This window comes from Arthrobacter sp. E1SS-5 (assembly GCF_057073715.1).
The window spans coordinates 2,403,173-2,423,191 of sequence record NZ_CP172703.1; the positions used below are offsets into that span (position 1 = coordinate 2,403,173).

24 protein-coding genes are annotated in these 20,019 nt (G+C 64.4%); 9 read left to right on the forward strand and 15 right to left on the reverse strand.

The window, feature by feature from the left end; all coding sequences use genetic code 11:
- Positions 1-23 precede the first annotated feature (23 nt).
- From ACIGJD_RS11125 to ACIGJD_RS11145, 5 genes are read left to right on the forward strand one after another with little or no spacing between them, the layout of a single operon-like run.
- A complete protein-coding gene (locus tag ACIGJD_RS11125; RefSeq protein ID WP_483686255.1) occupies positions 24-554 on the forward strand; it encodes a hypothetical protein in 531 nt (176 codons plus the stop codon).
- The gene (locus tag ACIGJD_RS11130; RefSeq protein WP_483686256.1) at positions 551-745 is read left to right on the forward strand and encodes a hypothetical protein; all 195 of its coding nucleotides are present in this window, start codon (positions 551-553) and stop codon (positions 743-745) included. The genes ACIGJD_RS11125 and ACIGJD_RS11130 overlap by 4 nt, the downstream gene beginning before the upstream one ends.
- 51 nt (positions 746-796) lie before the next feature.
- A complete protein-coding gene (locus ACIGJD_RS11135) occupies positions 797-1,654 on the forward strand; it encodes an HNH endonuclease (protein ID WP_483686257.1) in 858 nt (285 codons plus the stop codon).
- Positions 1,655-1,680: 26 nt separating this feature from the next.
- Complete coding sequence (locus ACIGJD_RS11140; protein WP_483686258.1) at positions 1,681-2,706, forward strand: alpha/beta hydrolase; 1,026 nt, start codon at positions 1,681-1,683, stop codon at positions 2,704-2,706.
- Between the two features lie 28 nt (positions 2,707-2,734).
- A complete protein-coding gene (locus ACIGJD_RS11145) occupies positions 2,735-3,682 on the forward strand; it encodes an alpha/beta fold hydrolase (RefSeq protein WP_483686259.1) in 948 nt (315 codons plus the stop codon).
- Here ACIGJD_RS11145 and ACIGJD_RS11150 read toward each other — a convergent pair.
- Complete coding sequence (locus ACIGJD_RS11150) at positions 3,636-4,097, reverse strand: SRPBCC family protein (protein WP_483686260.1); 462 nt, start codon at positions 4,095-4,097, stop codon at positions 3,636-3,638. The genes ACIGJD_RS11145 and ACIGJD_RS11150 overlap by 47 nt on opposite strands.
- Positions 4,098-4,364: 267 nt before the next feature.
- On the reverse strand, positions 4,365-4,850 hold the full coding sequence (locus ACIGJD_RS11155; RefSeq protein WP_483686261.1) for a hypothetical protein: 486 nt from the start codon (positions 4,848-4,850) through the stop codon (positions 4,365-4,367).
- Positions 4,851-5,006: 156 nt separating this feature from the next.
- On the opposite strand from ACIGJD_RS11155, the gene ACIGJD_RS11160 reads away from it, so the two are divergent.
- Positions 5,007-5,507 (forward strand): DUF2087 domain-containing protein, encoded by a 501-nt coding sequence (locus tag ACIGJD_RS11160; RefSeq protein WP_483686262.1) that lies wholly within the window; start codon positions 5,007-5,009, stop codon positions 5,505-5,507.
- Positions 5,508-5,549: 42 nt separating this feature from the next.
- Positions 5,550-6,035: a hypothetical protein gene (locus tag ACIGJD_RS11165; protein ID WP_483686263.1), complete on the forward strand. Its 486-nt coding sequence runs from the start codon at positions 5,550-5,552 to the stop codon at positions 6,033-6,035.
- A 53-nt stretch (positions 6,036-6,088) separates the two neighbouring features.
- Here ACIGJD_RS11165 and ACIGJD_RS11170 read toward each other — a convergent pair whose 3' ends face one another.
- Both ACIGJD_RS11170 and ACIGJD_RS11175 read right to left on the reverse strand, forming a co-directional pair.
- Entirely contained in the window at positions 6,089-6,625 is a 537-nt protein-coding gene (locus ACIGJD_RS11170; RefSeq protein WP_483686264.1) for a GNAT family N-acetyltransferase, read from the reverse strand.
- A 39-nt stretch (positions 6,626-6,664) separates the two neighbouring features.
- Entirely contained in the window at positions 6,665-7,048 is a 384-nt protein-coding gene (locus tag ACIGJD_RS11175; protein WP_483686265.1) for a hypothetical protein, read from the reverse strand.
- Between the two features lie 18 nt (positions 7,049-7,066).
- On the opposite strand from ACIGJD_RS11175, the gene ACIGJD_RS11180 reads away from it, so the two are divergent.
- Positions 7,067-7,615, forward strand: a complete 549-nt coding sequence (locus tag ACIGJD_RS11180; RefSeq protein ID WP_483686266.1) for a DUF3090 domain-containing protein — start codon at positions 7,067-7,069, stop codon at positions 7,613-7,615.
- Positions 7,616-7,664: 49 nt separating this feature from the next.
- Here ACIGJD_RS11180 and ACIGJD_RS11185 read toward each other — a convergent pair whose 3' ends face one another.
- Positions 7,665-8,204, reverse strand: a complete 540-nt coding sequence (locus tag ACIGJD_RS11185; protein WP_483686267.1) for a hypothetical protein — start codon at positions 8,202-8,204, stop codon at positions 7,665-7,667.
- A 99-nt stretch (positions 8,205-8,303) separates the two neighbouring features.
- Here ACIGJD_RS11185 and ACIGJD_RS11190 point away from each other — a divergent pair, with 99 nt between their 5' ends.
- The gene (locus tag ACIGJD_RS11190) at positions 8,304-9,338 is read left to right on the forward strand and encodes an AAA family ATPase (RefSeq protein ID WP_483686268.1); all 1,035 of its coding nucleotides are present in this window, start codon (positions 8,304-8,306) and stop codon (positions 9,336-9,338) included.
- A 29-nt stretch (positions 9,339-9,367) separates the two neighbouring features.
- Here ACIGJD_RS11190 and ACIGJD_RS11195 read toward each other — a convergent pair whose 3' ends face one another.
- The 10 genes from ACIGJD_RS11195 to ACIGJD_RS11240 form a co-directional block, all read right to left on the reverse strand.
- The gene (locus ACIGJD_RS11195) at positions 9,368-10,096 is read right to left on the reverse strand and encodes a PspA/IM30 family protein (protein WP_483686269.1); all 729 of its coding nucleotides are present in this window, start codon (positions 10,094-10,096) and stop codon (positions 9,368-9,370) included.
- Positions 10,097-10,359: 263 nt separating this feature from the next.
- The gene (locus tag ACIGJD_RS11200) at positions 10,360-11,406 is read right to left on the reverse strand and encodes an MsnO8 family LLM class oxidoreductase (RefSeq protein ID WP_483686270.1); all 1,047 of its coding nucleotides are present in this window, start codon (positions 11,404-11,406) and stop codon (positions 10,360-10,362) included.
- A gap of 131 nt (positions 11,407-11,537) precedes the next feature.
- Positions 11,538-12,512 (reverse strand): class 1b ribonucleoside-diphosphate reductase subunit beta, encoded by a 975-nt coding sequence (nrdF, locus tag ACIGJD_RS11205; RefSeq protein WP_015937302.1) that lies wholly within the window; start codon positions 12,510-12,512, stop codon positions 11,538-11,540.
- Positions 12,513-12,609: 97 nt separating this feature from the next.
- On the reverse strand, positions 12,610-14,730 hold the full coding sequence (gene nrdE, locus ACIGJD_RS11210; protein ID WP_483686271.1) for a class 1b ribonucleoside-diphosphate reductase subunit alpha: 2,121 nt from the start codon (positions 14,728-14,730) through the stop codon (positions 12,610-12,612).
- A gap of 20 nt (positions 14,731-14,750) precedes the next feature.
- Positions 14,751-15,221: a class Ib ribonucleoside-diphosphate reductase assembly flavoprotein NrdI gene (nrdI, locus tag ACIGJD_RS11215; RefSeq protein ID WP_483689480.1), complete on the reverse strand. Its 471-nt coding sequence runs from the start codon at positions 15,219-15,221 to the stop codon at positions 14,751-14,753.
- Positions 15,222-15,310: 89 nt separating this feature from the next.
- Entirely contained in the window at positions 15,311-15,556 is a 246-nt protein-coding gene (gene nrdH / locus ACIGJD_RS11220) for a glutaredoxin-like protein NrdH (RefSeq protein WP_013601222.1), read from the reverse strand.
- 359 nt (positions 15,557-15,915) lie between these two features.
- Positions 15,916-16,437: a TspO/MBR family protein gene (locus ACIGJD_RS11225; RefSeq protein ID WP_483686272.1), complete on the reverse strand. Its 522-nt coding sequence runs from the start codon at positions 16,435-16,437 to the stop codon at positions 15,916-15,918.
- Between the two features lie 32 nt (positions 16,438-16,469).
- Positions 16,470-17,810, reverse strand: coding sequence for a class I SAM-dependent methyltransferase (locus ACIGJD_RS11230; RefSeq protein WP_483686273.1), 1,341 nt, complete (start codon positions 17,808-17,810; stop codon positions 16,470-16,472).
- Entirely contained in the window at positions 17,807-18,538 is a 732-nt protein-coding gene (locus ACIGJD_RS11235) for a DUF1365 domain-containing protein (RefSeq protein ID WP_483686274.1), read from the reverse strand. Before ACIGJD_RS11235 ends, ACIGJD_RS11230 begins: the two co-directional genes overlap by 4 nt.
- A complete protein-coding gene (locus ACIGJD_RS11240) occupies positions 18,535-19,923 on the reverse strand; it encodes an NAD(P)/FAD-dependent oxidoreductase (protein WP_483686275.1) in 1,389 nt (462 codons plus the stop codon). Before ACIGJD_RS11240 ends, ACIGJD_RS11235 begins: the two co-directional genes overlap by 4 nt.
- Positions 19,924-20,019: the final 96 nt, after the last annotated feature.

The following is a 20,019-nucleotide window of genomic DNA, read 5'->3' on the forward strand; positions in this document are numbered from 1 at the left end:
AACCTGGCGCCTAAGCTGGTCCGGTGACCCCTGTTCCCTCCCCCGGCCCCTTGGACGTCGTGGTCCATTCCGGACCGGCGGACTGGTGGGTCATCCTTGCGGGGTTAGGCCCCCTGGCCGTCCTCATCGCTGCCCTGCTCGCCTTCTACATCAACTGGCGCACCCTGAAGCAGCGCACTGCCGCCGACAAGACGGCGCTGGAGCAAAAACGCGAAGCCGATGCCGACGCCCTTCGGCAAAAGACCGAGGCGGACAGCCGGGCGGAATGGTGGCGCCGCACCCAGTGGGCATTGGACCGGGCACTGGACCCGGATGAAGGGACCAAGGCGCTGGGGCTGGCAACCCTGGAGGTCCTGGCCAGGAGCGAGTTGGCCCGCACCGAGGAACTCGAATTGTTCGACATAGCCTGGAAAAGCGTGGCCGGGGACGAGAACGGGGATGATGCCGGGGTGGATGCCGCGTTCGGGCAGGAGCCGGCCTTCGTGGACGACCGCGACAACTTAGGCGAGAATGGAATGACGGATGACGACAGTACCAAGGAGGTTGGACCGTGAGCGCAACATCGCCTGAACACCGTTTCATCCACACTCCCCGGAACGCGGCGGCCAAGCCCGCCAGGAAAACCGGTACGGCCGCCGAGCACCGCGTCCAGGTTGCCGCAGCGCGGCTGCGCGTCACGCTTGATCAACGCCTGGGACGCGAAACGCCCGCCAAGACCAAGGCACTGGCCAAGGAACCGATCTAAGTCCCGCTCAGTGTTTAGCGTTCGACGGCGCGTGGCGGGGTTCGGTGTGCAGTGGCTGCAGTAATTCTCGGATGCGACACAAACATGCTGGTGCGCTGGGACTACCAAGCCGTCGTCAAGTGCGTTGCAGAGTTCGGCAGCGCAATCGAGCGGTGGTGCCTGGAGCATCGCCCGGACGTCAGCCCGGGCACCGAAGCCTGGCTCCTGCTGCACGGCAGCAACGAAGCGGCCGCTGGTTTGATCGGTCACGGCGTGGTGGCGTCGGAGCCCTACCATCTGGCCGGAGCGAACGAATGGTTCATCGCCGTCGCCTTCGACGCGCTGCTTCCACTGGGCGAACAGATACGTCCCGGCATCCTTGCCGATGCCCTCCCCCATGACCACTGGGCCAAGGCGGGCGGGCCCTCCCTGGTGGCCCTGCCGCCGTCGTACGAGCCTTCCCTGCGCCGGCTCTGGCGTGCCTGCGGGCCCACGCCGGCGGGCCGCGCCGAGGTGGTCGGCGGCGCCTTGCCGCCGGACGCCGTCAGCACTGTCCAGGTAAGCCGGTTCGAACGGGACCCTGACGCCCGGCGGATCTGCCTGGCGTTCCACGGCACATCGTGCGCGGCCTGTGGGTTCTCATTCGAGTCCGCGTACGGTGGCAGCGCAGCTGAGGCCCTGGCCGTGCACCATCTGGTGCCGCCGGACATGCTGGGCCACGGATATCAGCTCGACCCCATAGCCGACCTCATTCCGCTGTGCCCCAACTGCCATGCGGTGGCCCACAGCGTGAACCCGCCGCGCACGGTGTCCGAACTTCGAAGTATGGGCCCTGCCTCCAGCCAAGTGATGAGGGGTGAGGTGGTGACACCTCTGGCCCTGAGGGCCCAGGAGGATGCGCGGCGGATAAGGGAAGGCAGGCAGGAGTAAGCCCGGGCCGCCGGTAAAATGGAGGAATGACGGTGGCTGCCGATTCCGGTGGCGCATTCCAGTTGGCCCGCCGGGCCAGGACTGCGTTGCGCCGCGTACCTGTGTGGACGTGGCGGCTGCTGATGCGTTCGGTCAGCTCGCGGGAGCGGGTGCGGTTCAACACGGATCCCGTCACCGAGGTGGCATATTTCCACGACCTCGACTACGTCGGTGATGGCCTGCGCGCCCATCGGCTGGATGTACAGACACCCCTGGCACATCAGTCGGGTGAAGATGTGGTGTCGGATGGCGGGGGCCTGCCGGTCTACGTCTATTTCCATGGCGGAGGGTGGACGTCCGGCGACAAGTCGGCGTTGACCAAGTACTGCGCCAACCAGGCCCTCGGCGGGATGGTGGTGGTCAACGTCAACTACCGGCACGCGCCGCGGTTCCATATGGGGCACGTGCTGGAGGACGCGAACGCCGCCCTAGCGTGGGTTGCCGCGAATATCGGGGAGTACGGCGGGGACCCTGCGCGCCTGGTCCTGGGCGGGGACTCCGCGGGCGGACAAATTTCTGCCCTGCTCACCGCCATCAACCTGCGCCCTGAGCTGGCCGCGCACTACTCGCTGCTGCCGGCCGTTCCGGCGGGCCATGTGAAAGGGCTTGTCCAGCACTGCAGCGCCGTTGATTTTTCGGTGTTCTTTGAAAGCGGCTTTGTCCTCAGCCTTAACTTCGTCCGCATGCTGCTGCCGGCCACGGCACCCCTGACCTCAGCACGGCTGCGATCTGCAGCAGGCTACCTGTCCCCCATCGAGTGGCTGGACGGGAACCACCCCCCGGTATTCGTCACCACGTCCGAGCGCGACTTCTTCTACCGTTCCAACCTCAATTTCATCGCACGGCTGCAGGACCATGGCGTTCCCGTGGATGCCCTCGTCTACCCCTGGGCCAGTGCCAACACCGAACACACCTGGCAACAGGATTACCGCTATCCCGAATCGCAGGAGGTGTACCGGCGGCTCCATGCGTTTGTGGGCAACGTGGCCGGTCCTCCCGCTGGCGCTGACTAGGCGCGTCCGGCTGGGCTATCTTGGGACCATGCCGGAGCCGGGCCAAAGAGACTACGGAGTTGATCCCGAGGAGTTTGGCTCTGCCCGAGTGGATGCGGCGGCCCTGCAGGATGCGGAGCTGGGTGATGTCGACTGGTCCGTGCCACCGCCTGGCTCAGTGCAGTTCACGCTGGACGTCCCCAGCGGCAAGCTCGCCGCCATGGCGCTGGGCAATCCGGATGATCCATGCGTGGTCCTGGTGCCGGGCGCCACCGGCTCGAAAGAGGATTTCTCGCTCATGATGCCGGACCTTGCGGGCGCCGGATACTACGCGGTGACGTACGATCTCGCGGGCCAATACCAGTCAGCCGGGGCAGGGCCGGAGAACCTGGTGCCGCCCCGGAAGCATTACGACTACGGGTTGTTCGTGGACGACTTCCTGGCGGTCCTTGAAGGTACAGCCGCCCCCGTGCACGTTGTGGCCTATTCCTTCGCGGGCATCATCGCCCAGCTCGCCTACGTGGAGCGCCCGGATCTCTTCCGGTCCATCACCTTCCTGGGGTGCCCACCGGAACCGGGTCCGAGTTTCCGGGGTGTGAGCCGCATCGGCCGGTTCAGCACGTGGGTCAACGGCAGGGCCGGTGCCGCGCTGCTCATCTGGGGAATCCGCAGCGGGAGGGTGGCCCACGTACCGCCGGGAAGGCAGCGGTTCGTCAATTACCGCTTCCGTTTCACCCGCCGCTCGTCCATCCGCGATATCTACACCCTGATGCAAAACGTTCCGGATCTACGGCAGGAACTGGCTGAGGCAGAGCTTCCCAAGTTCGTGGCCGTCGGCGAGCATGACCTGTGGCCGCTCCAGCTGCACCGGCTGTTTGCGCAGGCGATCCGTGCGCGGATCGGGGTCTACAGGGGTGGGCACAGCCCATGCGAAACGTCCCCGCATGAGTTCAGCCGTGATCTCCTGGCGCTTTATGCGAAAGCGGAGGAGGCGTAGCGAGGGGTTCCTGGCCTGGTAGCGGCACCGTTTCGGCACGCTCGCGAAGGTTGAGCAACATCTTCCGCATCATCCAGATGTCTCCGAATTCCACGAGTGCCGAGAAGGCCATGGCGGGCGGGAAGCAGCGGTACCGGGCACGGATACGGCTGATAACCCGGGTTGAACCGTCGCTGACCGGCTCAAGCTGCCAGGTCCAGCTGGTGTTCCCCGGCGTGCCCCAGACCATGGACAGTGGCGGGTCCATCCTCTGGACCGTTATGCCGTGTCTGCCATCCGGGCTCATGGGGACGACGTCGCCCACGGCGAGGTTCTGCAGCTCAGGAATAATCCGCCGTGCACTTGGCCGGCCAAGGTTGTCGAGGATGTCGTAGCTGTACCAGCCGCCGCGGCCAGCCCCACCTGGACCAGCCACGGCCATATCCTTTCCGGCGCTGCACAGATGGTGATGGCCCTCGTAGCGTTGAAGGCCGGATTGGGCACATATTCGTCGCCGGGCATTGCCCGGGCGACCTCATCCGGCGTGGCGCCCCAGGTGAGCTGCCAGGGACGGAACCAGCGAATACAGGCTCCCACCGCGGCCGCGATCCCCAGCACGGGGAGCAGGCGCGTCGGGAGTCGCATCACCTCAGTTTGGGGACCTGCCGGACCCCGGAACAGTGCCGAATGTCCTGTGGCCCGGTCAACGCCCGGCGAGCCCCTGCAGGATAGCCGCGGCAAGGTGGCCTCCGTTCATCATCGTCAGGAAGCCCACCGCCGGTACGCCCAGCACCCAGGCCGCGCGCCGCCGTCGTGCCTGGACAACAAGGTGCCTGAGCGCGTCGAACTTTTGTTGCAGCACCCGCGGGTCATGTTGCGCGGCCGGACGCTTGTGCCAGGTGCCCGGCTTGCCCGCGACGGCGGAAATACGGGTCAGTTCCGCCCAGGCGGGCACGGGACTGGCCGTGCGCAGCCAGCGCGGAAGCTGGGCGTCGGTGACCACTACCGCCTGCTCGGGGCGCGCCTTTATGGTCAGCGTCTTCGGCTCGACAATGACGACGACGGCAGTCACTTTAACGGGAAAGCCCGCCGCGGCAGTCAGCAGCTTTGAGGCGCGCGCAGCTTCGTGGGCCGCGTTGTAGAGGTGCCGGGTCTTCCTGCCGGCGACCATGAGGGTCCTGCCTGCCACCCAGACAGGCTGACCGGAATGGTTCTTCGTGTGCGCTCTACGCCTCCGGTGAGCTTCCGGGAACTGTGGCATGCGGGCTAGGATCTCCAGCATGCTCCGACGCGATCGTGTGCGTCGGCGGCAGAGGAGGAGGCTGGCGTGGCCCGAGGATCGAAGATGAACGGACCGCACTGGCGTCGCGTGCTGGCGATGCTGGGCAACGCTGATGCCAGGACCGCCTATGCCCAGATAGTGCTGGGCGCGGCCCCTCGTGATGTGCTGCCTGATGTGAAGGAGCAGCGGCGCCAACGGGCCATCGCCGGCCTGCTGGAGTCCGGGCTCGTCCAGCGGCACGCATCCGGTGAGCTGGTCGCTGGGGAAGCGATATTCCGGGACCTGCTGGCCCAGCAGCCCCGACGGCAGCCGCAGACCGGGCTGGACAGGTTCATGCGGCTTGGCCGGATTGAGAGGTATCCCGCCAATCTGGCCGAGCGGCGGGCGCTGTTGGCGAGAATCGCCACGGAGGTCATCGCACCCGCCGAAAAGCTCACTGAGAGACAGGTCAACGAGCGGCTGCTCAGCTATACAGACGACGTGGTGCTGCTGCGCCGCTACATGGTCGACTTCGGCGTGCTGCAGCGCACGCCGTCGGGTTCTTCGTATTCCTTAGCGGAGTAACCCCTCCCCTGCGCTGACGTGGTGTGCAGTATTTTGGACGGCATGAGCGACTCGTCACGGGTGGGGCCGGTAAGCCAGATCAAGGGGGCATTGGCCTTTGGCGCTGTGGCGCTGTTGTGCGTTGTGGCAGGTGGCCTCGTCGCCGCCGTCACGGGCCCGTTTCATCTTGAGCACGGGTCGTGGGCGGCGGCGTATCTCGTTCTCGTCGGAGGAGTGGCGCAGGGTGCCATAGGCACAAGCCAATACTTTTTGGCGGCGCGACGCTTCAGCGGCTGGAGAGTTGTCGCGGAGCTGGTTGCCTGGAACGCTGCAAGCGCGTTCGTTATTGGCGGCACGTTGGTTGCCAACCCCTGGGTGGTCGATGCCGGCGGCGTACTGCTGGTTGTTGCGTTGGCGTTGATGTTTGACACTGTTCGCGGCCCCGGTACAAAGCCGGGATGGGCGCTGTGGGTTTACCGGGCCCTGGTGGCGGTGGTGGCCGTCAGCATCCCCGTCGGACTGGTGTTGGCCCACCTGCGTGCTTCATAACCGCTCCGATTCGGACCGGGGCCGCGTGAGCAGTTTCTCCTGCCCCATATCGTCTAAAGAATCCGCTGAAACATGCGGTGGTCCTGCCACATCCCCGCTATCCGCAAATAGGCTCGCGCGGTGCCGTAGGACTCGAATCCGTTCTTTTCCAGCACCCGCTGCGATGCCGTGTTATGGACCAGGGTCGCGGCCTCAAGCCGATGCAGCGCGAGGTCATGTTTGGCGATGTTGACGGCGGCAGCCACTGCCGCCGTCATGATTCCGGAACCCTGTAAAGCCTGGTCCATCCAATATCCCAGGTGCGCGTTTTGGAAGGCACCCCGCACCATGGAGCTCAAGGTCAGCAGGCCGACCACGTCCTCTTTGCGCACCAATACCATTGGAAGGCCGGTGCCTGCAGAAAGTTCCCGCCGCTGCCTGGTGATCACCTCCTGTTGTCCTTGAACTGTGTTGAACTTGTCGGGACGAATCGGTTCCCACGGCGCAAGATGGGCGCGGTTCTTCTGGAACGCCTCTGTCAGCGCCCTGGCGTCCAGCTTCTGGACCGGCCTGAGGACAACGCCTTCGGGGAGTTCGAAAGAGAAGTTCATTTGTTCACACTACCCAGTAGAAGGATTCCCTTGGACCCGTCACCGTTGTCGGTACCCGCGTGCCCACATGACCTCGGCGATCCCGGCCAGGGCAAGGGGGAAGGTCACGACGACGGCCAGGTGGCGTAGCAGGTTGTAGGGGTTCGTCCAGGCAGCCCACCCCACCAGCATCCCTACAAGGCCGACGCAGACCGTCACCCATATAGGGTTGCCCCGCACATGTGACAACAGGGCCGCCGTCACGGACAACACGCACCCTGCATAGACGTAAGGGCGGCCAACATTCGCCTTTTCCACCAGCGCTGGTTCCGGAGCCCAAACAAAGAACAAAGTCCCGGACAGTCCAATGACGATCAAGGCCATCGAAGCCAGGACCAGCATCGCCCATGCGATGGTTCCGGCCCACCGGCCGAGGAAGTTCATGTCGCCTAGACTACTGACATGCCTACACTTGTTCACGAGTTTTCCTGGCCTGACCGGGTTGTCATCGGCACCGTCGGTGTTCCTGGAGCGCGCACCTTCTACCTGCAAGTACGCACGGGCAAGCAGATCGTGACTATCGCCATGGAGAAGCAGCAGGCAGCTCTGCTCGCGGAGAAGATTGACGATGTTCTCGACCAGCTCAACGCCCTTGAGGGCAATCCCTTCAGCGTTCCCACCACTACTCCCATCGAATTGGTCGATAACGATCCGCTCGAGGCCGTTGAAGAGCAATTCCGAACCGGCGCGATGAGCCTGGGTTGGGACCCCACAACGGCGCAGGTGGTCATCGAGGCTTACCCCATCAGCGATGCGGGTGATGACGACGAAGCCCTCGATCAGGACGACGCTGAAGTACCCGAAATGGTGTTGGTGAAAATGCCGGTGGGCACCGCCCGCGCATTTACCAAGCGCACACGGGAAGTAGTGGGAGCCGGGCGTCCCCTCTGCCCGCTCTGCGGGCAGCCCATGGACGCCGACGGTCACGTCTGCTCCCCTCCCGAAAACTGATGGGGCGCGCCGCGAACAGCCGGCGCAGGGCCTCGAACGCAGGCATCGCTCACATGGGTGTCGATACGACGCGCTGAAGATTCCGGAGAGCGGCAGGGCTGGCTGCGATTTCAATGACGCCACGGTCTGAGTCCAGGCTGATGATCTGAAAGTCCAACGGTACTTCCTGCTTGCCGTCGTGGCGGTTCGCCTTCCGCGGTGGGGACTCCATGACCCTGAGTCCCGTAAGAGCCTTGCTGCGGCCGCTGGCTATCAGTTCGTCATGAATCGTCGGCTGAAAATCGATTTGGCCCGGACCTGGACTGGCGATGCCCACCTGCCATGTGCTGCTGAGCGATCCCGGTGATGAACCGGGGAAACGCAAGAAGATGACAAATTTGCCGTGCTCATCAAGCTTGACGGTGCCTGTCGGGAACGTCGTAAGGAAAAACACGCCGCCACCGATCAGCAGAGCGTAGAAGACGGCATTGGCGACCGCGTCGTCGAGGTCGCCCCCGAGGATGAGACCGGCCGCCAGGATGGCCGCGAAGGCAACGACGCCGACCAAAACTGCACGGAGCGCGGGATGCATTTCGCCCCACTTCCTCATGGCGCCATCCTAGGGCCGGACCCTGCCCTCCGCTACGGCTCATCCTTTGTGACCAGGATGAACCGTTCATGGCGGGGAAACGGGTACTAAAGTGGATGCATGGCTGCCAGCCGCAAACCGCTCGACGAGCTGCGCGAAACCATCGGCCACCTGGCCGATCAGCTCAAGCTGCCCGGTTCGGAACGCGTCGACGACCTGGTGGGCGATCTCATCGGTCAGAGGCCCGGGCCGGCCCGGCCACTGTCCGAGCTGCAAGAGGAGCTCGATGCACTGGTTGGGCTGGAGACCGTCAAGGAACAGGTGCGGGCCCTCGTCGCACTGCTGCAGGTGCAGGCGCGCCGTAAGGCACACGGCCTGCCCGAGGTGGCCACATCTCAGCACCTGGTCTTCCTTGGGAATCCGGGCACGGGCAAGACCACCGTGGCGCGGCTCCTGGCCGAGATGTACCGAGCGGTGGGCCTGCTGCAGAAAGGCCACCTGGTGGAGGTGGACCGTTCGGGCCTGGTGGGGCAGTACGTCGGCCAGACCGCCATTAAGACGGACCGGGTGATCCGGCGTTCGCTGGACGGCGTACTGTTCATCGACGAGGCGTACGCGCTGGCGCCCGAGGACGGCCGGATGGACTTCGGCCCCGAGGCGATCGAGGTCCTGTTGAAGCGGATGGAGGACCACCGCCACCGCCTGGTGGTGATCGTGGCCGGGTACCCGCGGCTGATGGAGGCCTTCCTGCTCTCGAACCCCGGGCTGCGCTCCCGGTTCGCCCGCGAGATCACGTTCCCCGACTACTCCATCGACGCACTCCAGACGATTTTCCACCAGATGCTGGCCCAGCACGAGTACAGGCTGGAGCCTGGTGCGGACCAAATGCTGCGCCGAATCCTCGCCGGGCTGCACGCGGGCGAGGACTCCGGCAACGCACGCTTCGCCCGCACGCTGTTCGAGCAGGCGCTCAACCGCCAGGCGCTGCGGCTTTCGCTCGACGAGGAACAAGGTCTCGACACGCTCGATCGCGAGGCCGTCATGACGCTCACCGAGGACGACATCGTCAAGGCCGCACTGGCCCTGGGCGAGGAGCCGGAGCCGGAACCGACGCCGGAACCGGAACAGCCGCGCTGGTGGCGCTGGCTGCTCTGACCGAATCTGCGGCGGGCCTGGACGGTGTCCTAGTAGTCGATGGCCTTCCGGTCCATGGACTTCAGCGCCGCAAGCCGTGCCTCCACTTCGGTCTGCTCGCCGAGGTCTTCCAGGGAGGCGAACTGGGCTTCCAGTGATGAGGCCGCGAGTTCCTGCTGGCCCCGGACCGTGGCTTCCTGGCGGCGGACCTTGTCCTCGTAGCGGCCGATCGCCGATGTCGGGTCCCCGCTGTCCAGGGCCTTGAGGGCCTCGTTTACCTGGGACTGGGTGGCTGCGACCCGGGCACGGTTGACCAGCTCGTTGCGCTTGGCGGTCAGCTCCCTGAGCTTTCCGCGCATCATGTCCAGACCGTTCTTCAGCTGGTCGACTACCTGGTTCTGCGCGGCCAGGTTTGGCTCCTGGGCCTTGGCGGTGGATTCGGCCGTCATCTGCCGGCCGATGGCGACCTTGGCGAGGGCGTCGAACTTGTCCGCGTCAATGCTGTTCCCCGCGGCCCGGAACTCATCGGCTTTCCGGGAGGCGGCGATGGCTTTGCGGCCCCAGGTGTTGGCGTCGTCCATTGCCCTGTTGTAGTCGTCCTCGGCCATGCGGAGGTTGCCGATTGTCTGGGCGACTGCAGCCTCGGCTTCGCGGATGTTCTCCGAGTAGTCGCGGACCATCTGGTCCAGCATCTTCTGCGGGTCTTCGGCGGAGTCCAGGAGGGCGTTCAGGTTGGCCTTGGCGAGCTGGGCGACGCGGGAGAAAATACTCTGCTTCACTGCGGTCTTTCTATCGTTGGTGGAATTCGCATCCTATCCGAAGAGCGGCATCCTGGGACCCAGCGCTAATGAAGCGGCCACTCTTGAGCAAACCTTGTGCCCATCGTGGGCTGCCGTTTAGGAACGGGTCCTATCTTTGAGGAACAGGATCCTGCCGCTGGGGCAGGGTCTACACATGGGGAGAGGGCCGGCGGCCGCAAGCATCCCGGGACCGGATGCAGCCCCCCAAACCGCCGCCGGCCCTTGAACCCGGGCAGTAAACGTCAACGGGATGCTACGAATCCACTACGGTCGTCCATGCCGTGGCGCTCGTCTTGGGGAAAGAGTCCGGCCAGGATCCGGTCCGATTCCGCCTGTGCCGCGACGTCGAAGGCTCCGCCTGTTACCAGCAACTCGTCTGCTCCGGAGGCCGCGAGCAGGTGTTGGATCTGGGTCCGCACCTCGGAGGCAGTGCCGTAGATCGAGGTCGCCATGTTCTTTTCGACCGCTTCCTTTTCCCGTACAGTCAGGCCGGCCCACTCGGCCGGGCCCACGGGCGCCAGGGCAGAGAATTCGCCGGTGGTCCTGGAGCGGGCCAGCGCGACGGCCTCGGGCAAAAGCTGTTCCCGGGCTGCCTGGCGCGTGGCGGCCACTGCTACGTTGGCGGAAACCATGACGAAGGGCCGTTGGAACCAGCGCGATGGACGGAACTGTGAGCGATACCTTTCCAGCGCCGGGAGTCTGCCGTTCTGATCTGTCCGAAACACCGCTGGCCCTCCCAGCACCACTGCCAGGCCGGCGCGGGCTGCAATATCGATTCCCGAACCGGTGGCCAGCACGAAGACCGGTGTCGCCGAGTGGTTCCGTGGCCGGGCAGTGATGGACGCCGTGCCGGACAGGTAGGCAAGCAGTTCGGCCAGCTGGTCTTCAAACCGCTCAGCTTCCTGGTTCCCGGCGCGAAGCGCATCCCGGACTGCCGGGGTGAAACCGACAGACCGGCCGACGCCCAAGTCGATGCGCCCGGGATGAAGGGCCTCCAGTGTGGCCGCCTGTTCGGCCACCACGAGTGGCTGGTGATTGGGAAGCATGATGCCTCCTGAACCAACCCGGATGGAGTGCGTCCGGGCAGCAACGGCGGCCATCAGCACAGCCGGTACGGAACCGGCGATACCTGGTACCGCATGGTGCTCTGCGACCCAGAAGCGGTGGTAACCCAACTCCTCGGCCCGCTGAGCACGTTCCAGCACCCGGTTCAGGGCGTCGGCAGCAGGAAACCCGTCGCGAGCATTGGCACGGTCGAGAATGGAAATCCGTGGAGGGGGAAGGGCCATACTGCTGGAACCACTCCGGGAGAGGAAGAATTCCGCCCCGGAACGCGGACAGGAGTCCGGGTCTTAAACAAATGACCCGCATGCCTCAGCATGCGGGGTCATTCGGTGGGCCTGTTGAAGAAAGATGAAGACTAGAAGTCCCAGTCCTCGTCCTCGGTGTTCACTGCCTTGCCGATCACGTAGGAGGAACCCGAGCCGGAGAAGAAGTCGTGGTTCTCGTCCGCGTTCGGGGACAGGGCCGAGAGGATGGCCGGGTTCACGTCGGTGACGGATGCCGGGAACATCGCCTCGTAGCCCAGGTTCATCAGGGCCTTGTTGGCGTTGTAGTGCAGGAACTTCTTGACGTCCTCGGCCAGGCCCACGCCGTCGTACAGGTCGTGGGTGTACTGGACCTCGTTCTCGTACAGCTCGAAGAGCAGCTCGAACGTGTAGTCCTTGATTTCCTGGCGGCGTTCCTCGGACACGGTTTCCAGCGCACGCTGGAACTTGTAGCCGATGTAGTAGCCGTGCACGGCTTCGTCGCGGATGATCAGGCGGATCAGGTCTGCCGTGTTCGTCAGCTTGGCGCGTGAGGACCAGTACATGGGGAGGTAGAAGCCCGAGTAGAACAGGAAGCTCTCCAGCAGCGTGGAGGCCACCTTGCGCTTGAGCGGATCGTCGCCCTGGTAGTAGTCCATGACGATCTGGGCCTTCTTCTGAAGGTTCTCGTTCTCGGTGGACCAGCGGAATGCCTCGTCGATCTCCTTGGTGGAGGCCAGCGTGGAGAAGATGGACGAGTAGCTCTTGGCGTGCACCGACTCCATGAAGGCGATGTTCGTGTAGACGGCTTCCTCGTGCGGGGTCAGCGCATCCGGGATCAGCGAGACGGCGCCAACGGTGCCCTGGATGGTGTCCAGCAGGGTCAGGCCGGTGAAAACGCGCATGGTGAGCTGCTGCTCAACCGGGGTCAGCGTGTTCCACGACTGGACGTCGTTGGACAGCGGCACCTTCTCCGGCAGCCAGAAGTTGTTCACCAGGCGGTTCCAGACGTCAACGTCCTTATCGTCCTGGATGCGGTTCCAGTTAATGGCCTCGACGTGGCTAAGCAGCTTGACCTTCTCGGTCATGTCATCCCCTAAGCGTTGGGTGGGTTTCACTAAGTTAAAGCGTACGACGGCGGGCGGCCACCCGCCGTCGTACTGGCACCTTTAGTTGACGGTACAACTAGAGCATGCAGCTGACGCAGCCCTCCACTTCCGTTCCTTCCAGCGCGAGCTGGCGGAGTCGGATGTAGTAAATGGTCTTGATGCCCTTCTTCCAGGCGTAAATCTGGGCCTTGTTGATGTCGCGCGTGGTGGCGGTGTCCTTGAAGAACAGCGTCAGCGACAGGCCCTGGTCCACGTGCTGGGTGGCGGCAGCGTAGGTGTCAATGACCTTCTCGTAGCCGATCTCGTACGCATCCTGGTAGTACTCCAGGTTGTCATTCGTCAGGTACGGCGCCGGGTAGTAGACACGGCCCAGCTTGCCTTCCTTGCGGATTTCGATCTTCGACGCCACCGGGTGGATGGAGGAGGTGGAGTTGTTGATGTAGGAGATCGAGCCCGTGGGCGGAACAGCCTGCAGGTTCTGGTTGTAGATGCCGTGCTCCATGACGGAAGCCTTCAGCGCCAGCCAGTCAGCCTGGGTGGGGATGTGGACGTCCTTGAAGAGCTCGCGGACCTTCTCGGTCTGCGGCACCCACTCCTGCTCCGTGTACTTGTCGAAGTATTCACCCGACGCGTACTTGGACTTCTCGAAGCCGCCGAACGTCTGGCCGGTTTCGATGGCCAGCAGGTTGGAGGCGCGGACAGCGTGGTACACCACCGAGTAGAAGTAGATGTTGGTGAAGTCCAGGCCCTCTTCCGAGCCGTAGTGGACCCGCTCACGTGCCAGGTAGCCGTGCAGGTTCATCTGGCCCAGGCCAATGGCGTGGCTCTGGTCGTTGCCCTTGGCGATGGACGGTACCGACGTGATGTTGGACATGTCCGACACTGCCGAGAGGGACCGGATGGCCGTCTCGATGGTCAGGCCGAAGTCCGGGGAGTCCATGGTCTTGGCGATGTTCAGCGAACCCAGGTTGCAGGAGATGTCCTTGCCGGTGTCGGCGTAGGACAGGTCATCGTTGTACGTGGTGGGCTGGGAAACCTGGAGGATTTCCGAGCACAGGTTGGACATGATGATCTTGCCGTCGATCGGGTTGGCCCGGTTCACGGTGTCCTCGAACATGATGTACGGGTAGCCGGATTCGAACTGGATCTCGGCGAGGGTCTGGAAGAACTCGCGCGCCTTGATCTTGGTCTTCTTGATCCGGGAGTCGTCCACCATCTCGTAGTACTTCTCGGTGACCGAGACGTCGGAGAACGGCATGCCGTAGACGCGTTCCACGTCGTAGGGCGAGAACAAGTACATGTCCTCGTCCTTCTTGGCCAGCTCGAACGTGATGTCCGGGATGACGACGCCCAGGGAGAGGGTCTTGATGCGGATCTTTTCGTCCGCGTTCTCGCGCTTGGTGTCCAGGAACCGGTAGATGTCCGGGTGGTGTGCGTGCAGGTACACGGCACCTGCACCCTGGCGGGCGCCGAGCTGGTTTGCGTAGGAGAAGCTGTCTTCGAGGAGCTTCATCACGGGGATGACGCCGGAGGACTGGTTCTCGATCTGCTTGATCGGGGCGCCGACTTCGCGGATGTTCGTCAGCGCGAAGGCCACGCCGCCGCCGCGCTTGGACAGCTGCAGGGCAGAGTTGATGGAGCGTCCGATCGATTCCATGTTGTCTTCGATGCGGAGCAGGAAGCAGGAAACCAGTTCGCCGCGCTGCTTCTTGCCGGCGTTCAGGAACGTGGGGGTGGCCGGCTGGAAGCGGCCTTCGATAATCTCGTCCACCATCTGGGTGGCAAGCTGCTCGTTGCCGCGGGCAAGGTGCAGGGCAACCATGCACACGCGGTCCTCGTAGCGCTCCAGGAAGCGCTTGCCGTCGAACGTCTTCAGGGTGTACGAGGTGTAGAACTTGAAGGCGCCCAGGAAGGTCTCGAAGCGGAACTTCTTCTTGTAGGCGCGGTTGAACAGCTCACGGATGAAGTTCATCGTGTACTGGTCCAGCGTCTCGCGCTCGTAGTACTGGTTCTTCACCAGGTAGTCGAGCTTCTCTTCCAGGTCATGGAAGAACACGGTGTTGTTGTTCACGTGCTGCAGGAAGTACTGGTGCGCAGCCTCGCGGTCCGCGCCGAACTGGATTTCGCCATTGGGACCATAAAGGTTCAGCATGGCGTTCAGCTCGTGATAGCCCAACCCCTTGTAGGCGGCAGGCATCTCAGGTTTCTGGGCCCTGGTTACTTCTGTGTCTGCGACAGTCGTGTCCAAAACTTGTCCAATCCTTGGTTGACCCGGGTGACGTCTTCCGGCGTTCCCATAAGTTCGAATCGATAAAGGTGGGGTACCTGGCATTTGGCGGCGATGATGTCCGCGGCCATGCAGTAGTTGTCCCCGAAGTTTGTGTTGCCGGCGCCAATAACGCCGCGGAGCAGTTTCCTGTTCTGCGGGTTGTTCAGGAACCGGATGACCTGCTTGGGAACGGACCCCTCTCCCCCGGTGCCACCATAGGTGGGCACCACCAGCACGAAGGGCCGGGTGGCGAGAAGGGGTGCGTCCTTTGCATAAAGCGGGATCCGGGCCACCTCACGGCCAAGCTTCGCAACGAAGCGGCTGGTGTTCTCGGATGTGGAGGAAAAGTAGATGAGCTGGCTCTCCGTGAGAGCCTGCCCGGGATCGTTCCGATCTGTGGCCGGCGGGGACACCTCCACACGCTGAGCCGTGTGGTCACGCTGTGCTGTTGGTGCCATGGGAGTCACCTCAGCTTGTAGTTGGTTGCCGGCAGGAAAAGCAGTGGCTCCTAGGCCACGGAAGAAACGGCAGACAGTGCCAGTTCTTCGATCTTGTCCGGGCGGAAGCCGGACCAGTGGTCCTGGTCGGTGACCACAACGGGAGCCTGCATGTAGCCCAGTGCCTTCAGGCGCTCGAGTGCCTCGGCGTCCTGGGAGATGTCAACGCTCTGGTAGGTGATGCCCTTTTTGTCGAGCGCGCGGTAAGTGGCGTTGCACTGAACACAAGCAGGCTTCGTGTAAACCGTTACGGTCATTGTCCCTGTCCCCTTAGTTGAACTCTTGCTGGTGCGGTGTCCCCGTCCAGCTGTATGTAGATACTACATGTAGTGCAGACGCCTCTTTGGAACCCCAAGATGATGTATTACAAGTATGTCATTTAATGCACCTTTAATCCACAGGCAGGACCGGAAAAAATGCCCGGGATCCCGGGTTTTTTGCGGGGTTGGTCCACACCCTGTGGACGGACTTGAACACTTTTGCACACTGCGCGTGTCGTGATTGCCCGGCGTGTCGCCCTGCCTGGCCCACCACAAGAAAAGGGTCCCCCATCACTACATGTAGTGATGGGGGACCCTTGATCCAGCACACGGCAGAGGACGATGTCCTCCGCTTCCTACCTGCTGCCGGGATTGAGCCTGGCGATTGCCGTAGACAGTACGGTGGCGAACCCGCACCAGGCAGCGTACGGCGCCTGCGAAACGCCGGCCGCCCGGTTCAGCCGGTACGTCCGCCGCACCAGGTCGGCGCTGCTGGCCGCAAGCACGGCCGCTTCGGCAGCTCCGAGCCACGGCCGGCGTGAGCGCCAGAAGAACCAGCTCCACGATGCATTGAGGACCAGGTTGGCCGTCAGCGCAGCGCGGTACGCACGGAGTTCCCGGCGGTGGTCCTTACGGACAGGGCCCGGGCTGTCGGCAGCACGGTCCAGTTCAGCAGCCCGGTCCAGGGCGACGGCGGACGTCACCGCCAGATCCGCGTACAAGGCCGTCCACACCGCGGGAAACGCAAGGGCGGGCGGCTGCCAATCCGGCTTGCGCAGCTTAAGGTACCAACTGCTCTGGGGGTCGGTCGCCACCCCGCCTGCCGCGGCGGTGGCGACCGTTGCCGCCGTCGTCCATGCCAGTGTCTTGAGTTTCATGCCTGCTCCTCCCCTTCCCTTAACACGCAAACCTAGAGCTGCGCCTCCCGGCGGTCCAGCACAATCTGCTGGACGTCCAGGTACCCCGACTGGAATCCGGCACGTGAGTAGCAGAGGTAGAACAGCCACATCCGCTGGAATACGGCGTCGAAGCCCAACTCCCCCACTTCCCGCGACCGCGAAAGGAACCGCTCCTCCCACAGCCGCAGGGTCGCGGCGTAGTGGTCGCCCATCCCCATGCGCTCCCGCACGCGCAAGGTGGTGTGCCGCTGCGTCACTCCCTCGATGGCCCTGACCGATGGCAGGAACCCGCCGGGGAAGATGTACTTGTGCACCCACGTGTACGCGTTGCGGGTGGCCAGCATCCGCCCATGCGGCATGGTGATGGCCTGGATGGCCACCTTTCCGCCGGGGGCCAGGACGCGGTCGATCGTCTGGAAGTAGATGGGCCAGTATTCGTAACCCACGGCCTCGATCATTTCCACGGACACCACGGCGTCGTACTCGCCTTCCACCGCCCGGTAGTCCTGCAGGGCCACGGTCACCCGGTCCGCGAACCCGGCCGCCGCGATTCGTGACTCGGCCAGCGCCTTCTGCTCGCTGGAAAGCGTGACGGAGTAAACAGTGGCGCCGCGGGCGGCGGCGCGCAAGGCAAGCTCACCCCACCCGGTGCCGATTTCCAGCAGCCGGGTCCCCTGGCCCACGCCGGCTTTGTCCAGCAGCCGGTCAATCTTTGCCTGTTGGGCCTCCGCCAGGACGTCCCACGCCACCGACGACAGCGGACCGGCCTTGTCCGGGAACAGCGCCGACGAGTAGCTCATGGTGGCGTCCAGGAAGTTGGAAAACAATTCGTTGGACAGGTCGTAGTGCCTTGAGATGTTGCTGCGGGTGTTCTGTTCGGCGTTGCGTTCCTGGCGGGGCGTCCGCGGCAGGTACAGCGAGCGCAGCTTCTGCAGCGGCATGGGGATCAGGGTGTCCACCGACGCGGCGAAGACTTCCAGCACCTCCGCCAGGTCCGAGGCCTCCCAGTCGCCGGCCATGAAAGATTCGCCAAGGCCGATAAGGCCGTTGTCGCCGATACGGTTCTCGAAGGCCCCCGGCCGCACCATGGTCATCACAGGGGCGTCTTGTCCGCCCGTTCCCAGCACCGTTCCGTCCGGGTATTCCACCCGGAGCGGCAGCCGCTTTACCGCGCCCTTGAAGAGCAGGCCGGCAGCTTTGCCGGCCACGTCAGCCTTGAGGCCCGACGGCGGTGCGGCAACACCGGGCCAGCGGTCGGGATCGATGGTGGCGGGCGACGCCGGCACGCCGGATGCGCCCCAGGCTGCGGGCAGGTGCCCGGCAGTGGTGCCGTTGTCGTCAGTCATTGTCATTGAACTGCCTCCTGTGAGGGGTGATGTGGTCTGGCAACGACGGGCAGGCGTCTTGCCCAGAGTTTAATGCCCTGAATCCGGATCAGGGCGGATACCAGCAGCGGCGCGGCAGGCACCGTCAACGCGGCAGCCAGGATGTTCCGGACCGTGGCGGGCCTGCGCCGTCCGTCCATGGTGGCCACGAAGGGCAGCTGCCCCTCCCGGTCCAGGATGATGGATACCGCCAGCCGGTCCCCCGGTGCCGGTAGCTTCATCCGGTACTGCCCGTCGACGTCGTTAAAGGGTGAAACGTAGAACGCCTTCGGCACAGATGCCCGTCCGGCGGTGTCGGTGCGCAGCAGGTAGCAGTGCCGTTCCCCGTAGGTGTTGTGGACCTCGGCCACCACACACTGCAGGTCGCCATTGGAGCGGTAGCACCAGAACAGGGTGAGCGGATTGAACACGTACCCGAACACCCTGGCGCTGGCCAGCATGTGGATGGGGCCGCCGTCGGGCTTTATGCCCTGGGTCCGCAGGTACCGCTCCACGTTGGAGCGGATGCTGGCATCCGGGTCCCCCAGGTGGTCTGCTGCACGGAACACGGCCAGTGGGCGGAGCGGGAAAGGCAGCCGCGGAAGCGCGTCCACGTCCACGAACCAGCTGTAGCTCCGGTACGTGAAGGCGTTCTTCAAGGGACTGCGCCGCACGTGGGAAATGGAGGTGCGGTAAATCGAGGCGTCCATGGTCATGCAGGTTCCGGGGCCAGTTCCCGCTCCCCTTCACCGGCGGTGTCGCCCGGGTCGGCGAGCGCCACCGGCCAGGTGCGGCCCAGCTTTTCCGCGGCCCGCACGCCGGAGAGGGCGCCGTCCTCGTGGAAGCCCCAGCCAAGGTAGGCCCCGGCGTACGCGATCCGGCTGTTGCTCAGGGCGGCGATGGCCTGCTGGGCCTTCACCGATTCAGGGGTGTACTGCGGGTGCTCGTACACCATCCGCTCCAGCACGGCGTCGCCGGCGATCAGCTCCGATTCGCCCAGGCTCACCAGGTAGGGGCGGCCGTCCGCGGGCGTGAGCCGCTGCAGCCGGGTCAGGTCATAGCTCACCAGGACCTTGTCCGGGCGGGCGTCGCAACCCGGAAGCCGGTAGTTCCAAGACGCCTTGGCGTTGTCCGCCGCGGGCAGGACGGCGGGGTCCTGGTGGAACACGGTGTGGTTCACCGAATAGGGCATTCCGCCCAGCGCTTCCTTCTCCTCGGGCGTGGCGTCGGCCAGGAACCCCAGTGCCTGCGCAGGATGGGTGGCAATGACGACCGCGTCAAAGTCTTCCAGCCCGCTGTCCGTTGCGAGCTCCACCCCGTCAGGCAGCCGCCGGATGGCCATGACGGGCGTGTTCAGCCGGACGTCGCTGAGTGTTGCGGCTAGTTTTTCCACGTACCGGGCCGAGCCGCCGGTGACCGTGCGCCACTGTGGCGAGCCCTTGATGCCCAGCATCCCGTGATGGCCAAGGAAGGTGAACAGGTAGCGTGCGGGATAGGCAAGGGCGGTGGTGGGATCGCAGGACCAGACGGCACTGACCACGGGGGTCATGAAGTGGGAAATGAAGTACGTGCTGAACTTCTCCCGCTCCAGGAAGGCGCCGAGCGTCAGTTCCGGGATGTCCACTTCGTCGCTGACGGCCGACGGCGGCGCGGTCCTGAGCAGTTCCCTCGCCTTCCGGTAAAAGCGGGTGACCTCCAGCAGCATCAGCAGGTAGCGGCCACGCAGCAGGCTGGAGGGCTTGGCGATGATCCCCCGGGCACCATCCCGGGCACCGGCGTATTCCAGTCCGCAGCCGTCGCAGCGGATGGACATGCTCATCTCCGAGTCCTGCGTTTCAACGCCGAGTTCGGCGAACAGACGCAGCAAGGTGGGATAGGTGCGCTCGTTATGCACGATGAACCCGGTGTCCACCCCGATCACGCTTCCGTCGGGCTGCGGCATGTCGTGGGTGTGGGCGTGGCCTCCCAGCCGTGAGTCTGCTTCGAACAGGGTGACGTCGTCCTGCCTGTTCAGGACATAGGCGGCTGTCAGTCCTGCCACGCCGCTGCCGATGACGGCGATGCGCCGCCTGCCTGCACTTCCTGCTGGGTTAAGTGACAACTTATGCTCCTCTGCTGAACATTTGTCGCTGGGCCGGGTATACAGATGGCAGTTCGGCGCAGTAGCGGCGGCGGATGGGTGCAGTACTGTGGGCTG

Excerpts from the sequence above, each read along its gene's own strand:
- ACIGJD_RS11140 (WP_483686258.1), top strand. The coding sequence starts at position 1,681 with ATGACGGTGGCTGCCGATTCCGGTGGCGCATTCCAGTTGGCCCGCCGG.
- ACIGJD_RS11145 (WP_483686259.1), top strand. The coding sequence starts at position 2,735 with ATGCCGGAGCCGGGCCAAAGAGACTACGGAGTTGATCCCGAGGAGTTT.
- ACIGJD_RS11160 (WP_483686262.1), top strand. The coding sequence starts at position 5,007 with ATGAACGGACCGCACTGGCGTCGCGTGCTGGCGATGCTGGGCAACGCT.
- ACIGJD_RS11165 (WP_483686263.1), top strand. The coding sequence starts at position 5,550 with ATGAGCGACTCGTCACGGGTGGGGCCGGTAAGCCAGATCAAGGGGGCA.
- ACIGJD_RS11170 (WP_483686264.1), bottom strand. The coding sequence starts at position 6,625 with ATGAACTTCTCTTTCGAACTCCCCGAAGGCGTTGTCCTCAGGCCGGTC.
- ACIGJD_RS11175 (WP_483686265.1), bottom strand. The coding sequence starts at position 7,048 with ATGAACTTCCTCGGCCGGTGGGCCGGAACCATCGCATGGGCGATGCTG.
- ACIGJD_RS11180 (WP_483686266.1), top strand. The coding sequence starts at position 7,067 with ATGCCTACACTTGTTCACGAGTTTTCCTGGCCTGACCGGGTTGTCATC.
- ACIGJD_RS11185 (WP_483686267.1), bottom strand. The coding sequence starts at position 8,204 with ATGAGGAAGTGGGGCGAAATGCATCCCGCGCTCCGTGCAGTTTTGGTC.
- ACIGJD_RS11190 (WP_483686268.1), top strand. The coding sequence starts at position 8,304 with ATGGCTGCCAGCCGCAAACCGCTCGACGAGCTGCGCGAAACCATCGGC.
- ACIGJD_RS11200 (WP_483686270.1), bottom strand. The coding sequence starts at position 11,406 with ATGGCCCTTCCCCCTCCACGGATTTCCATTCTCGACCGTGCCAATGCT.
- nrdF (WP_015937302.1), bottom strand. The coding sequence starts at position 12,512 with ATGACCGAGAAGGTCAAGCTGCTTAGCCACGTCGAGGCCATTAACTGG.
- nrdE (WP_483686271.1), bottom strand. The coding sequence starts at position 14,730 with ATGCCTGCCGCCTACAAGGGGTTGGGCTATCACGAGCTGAACGCCATG.
- nrdH (WP_013601222.1), bottom strand. The coding sequence starts at position 15,556 with ATGACCGTAACGGTTTACACGAAGCCTGCTTGTGTTCAGTGCAACGCC.
- ACIGJD_RS11225 (WP_483686272.1), bottom strand. The coding sequence starts at position 16,437 with ATGAAACTCAAGACACTGGCATGGACGACGGCGGCAACGGTCGCCACC.
- ACIGJD_RS11230 (WP_483686273.1), bottom strand. The coding sequence starts at position 17,810 with ATGACAATGACTGACGACAACGGCACCACTGCCGGGCACCTGCCCGCA.
- ACIGJD_RS11235 (WP_483686274.1), bottom strand. The coding sequence starts at position 18,538 with ATGACCATGGACGCCTCGATTTACCGCACCTCCATTTCCCACGTGCGG.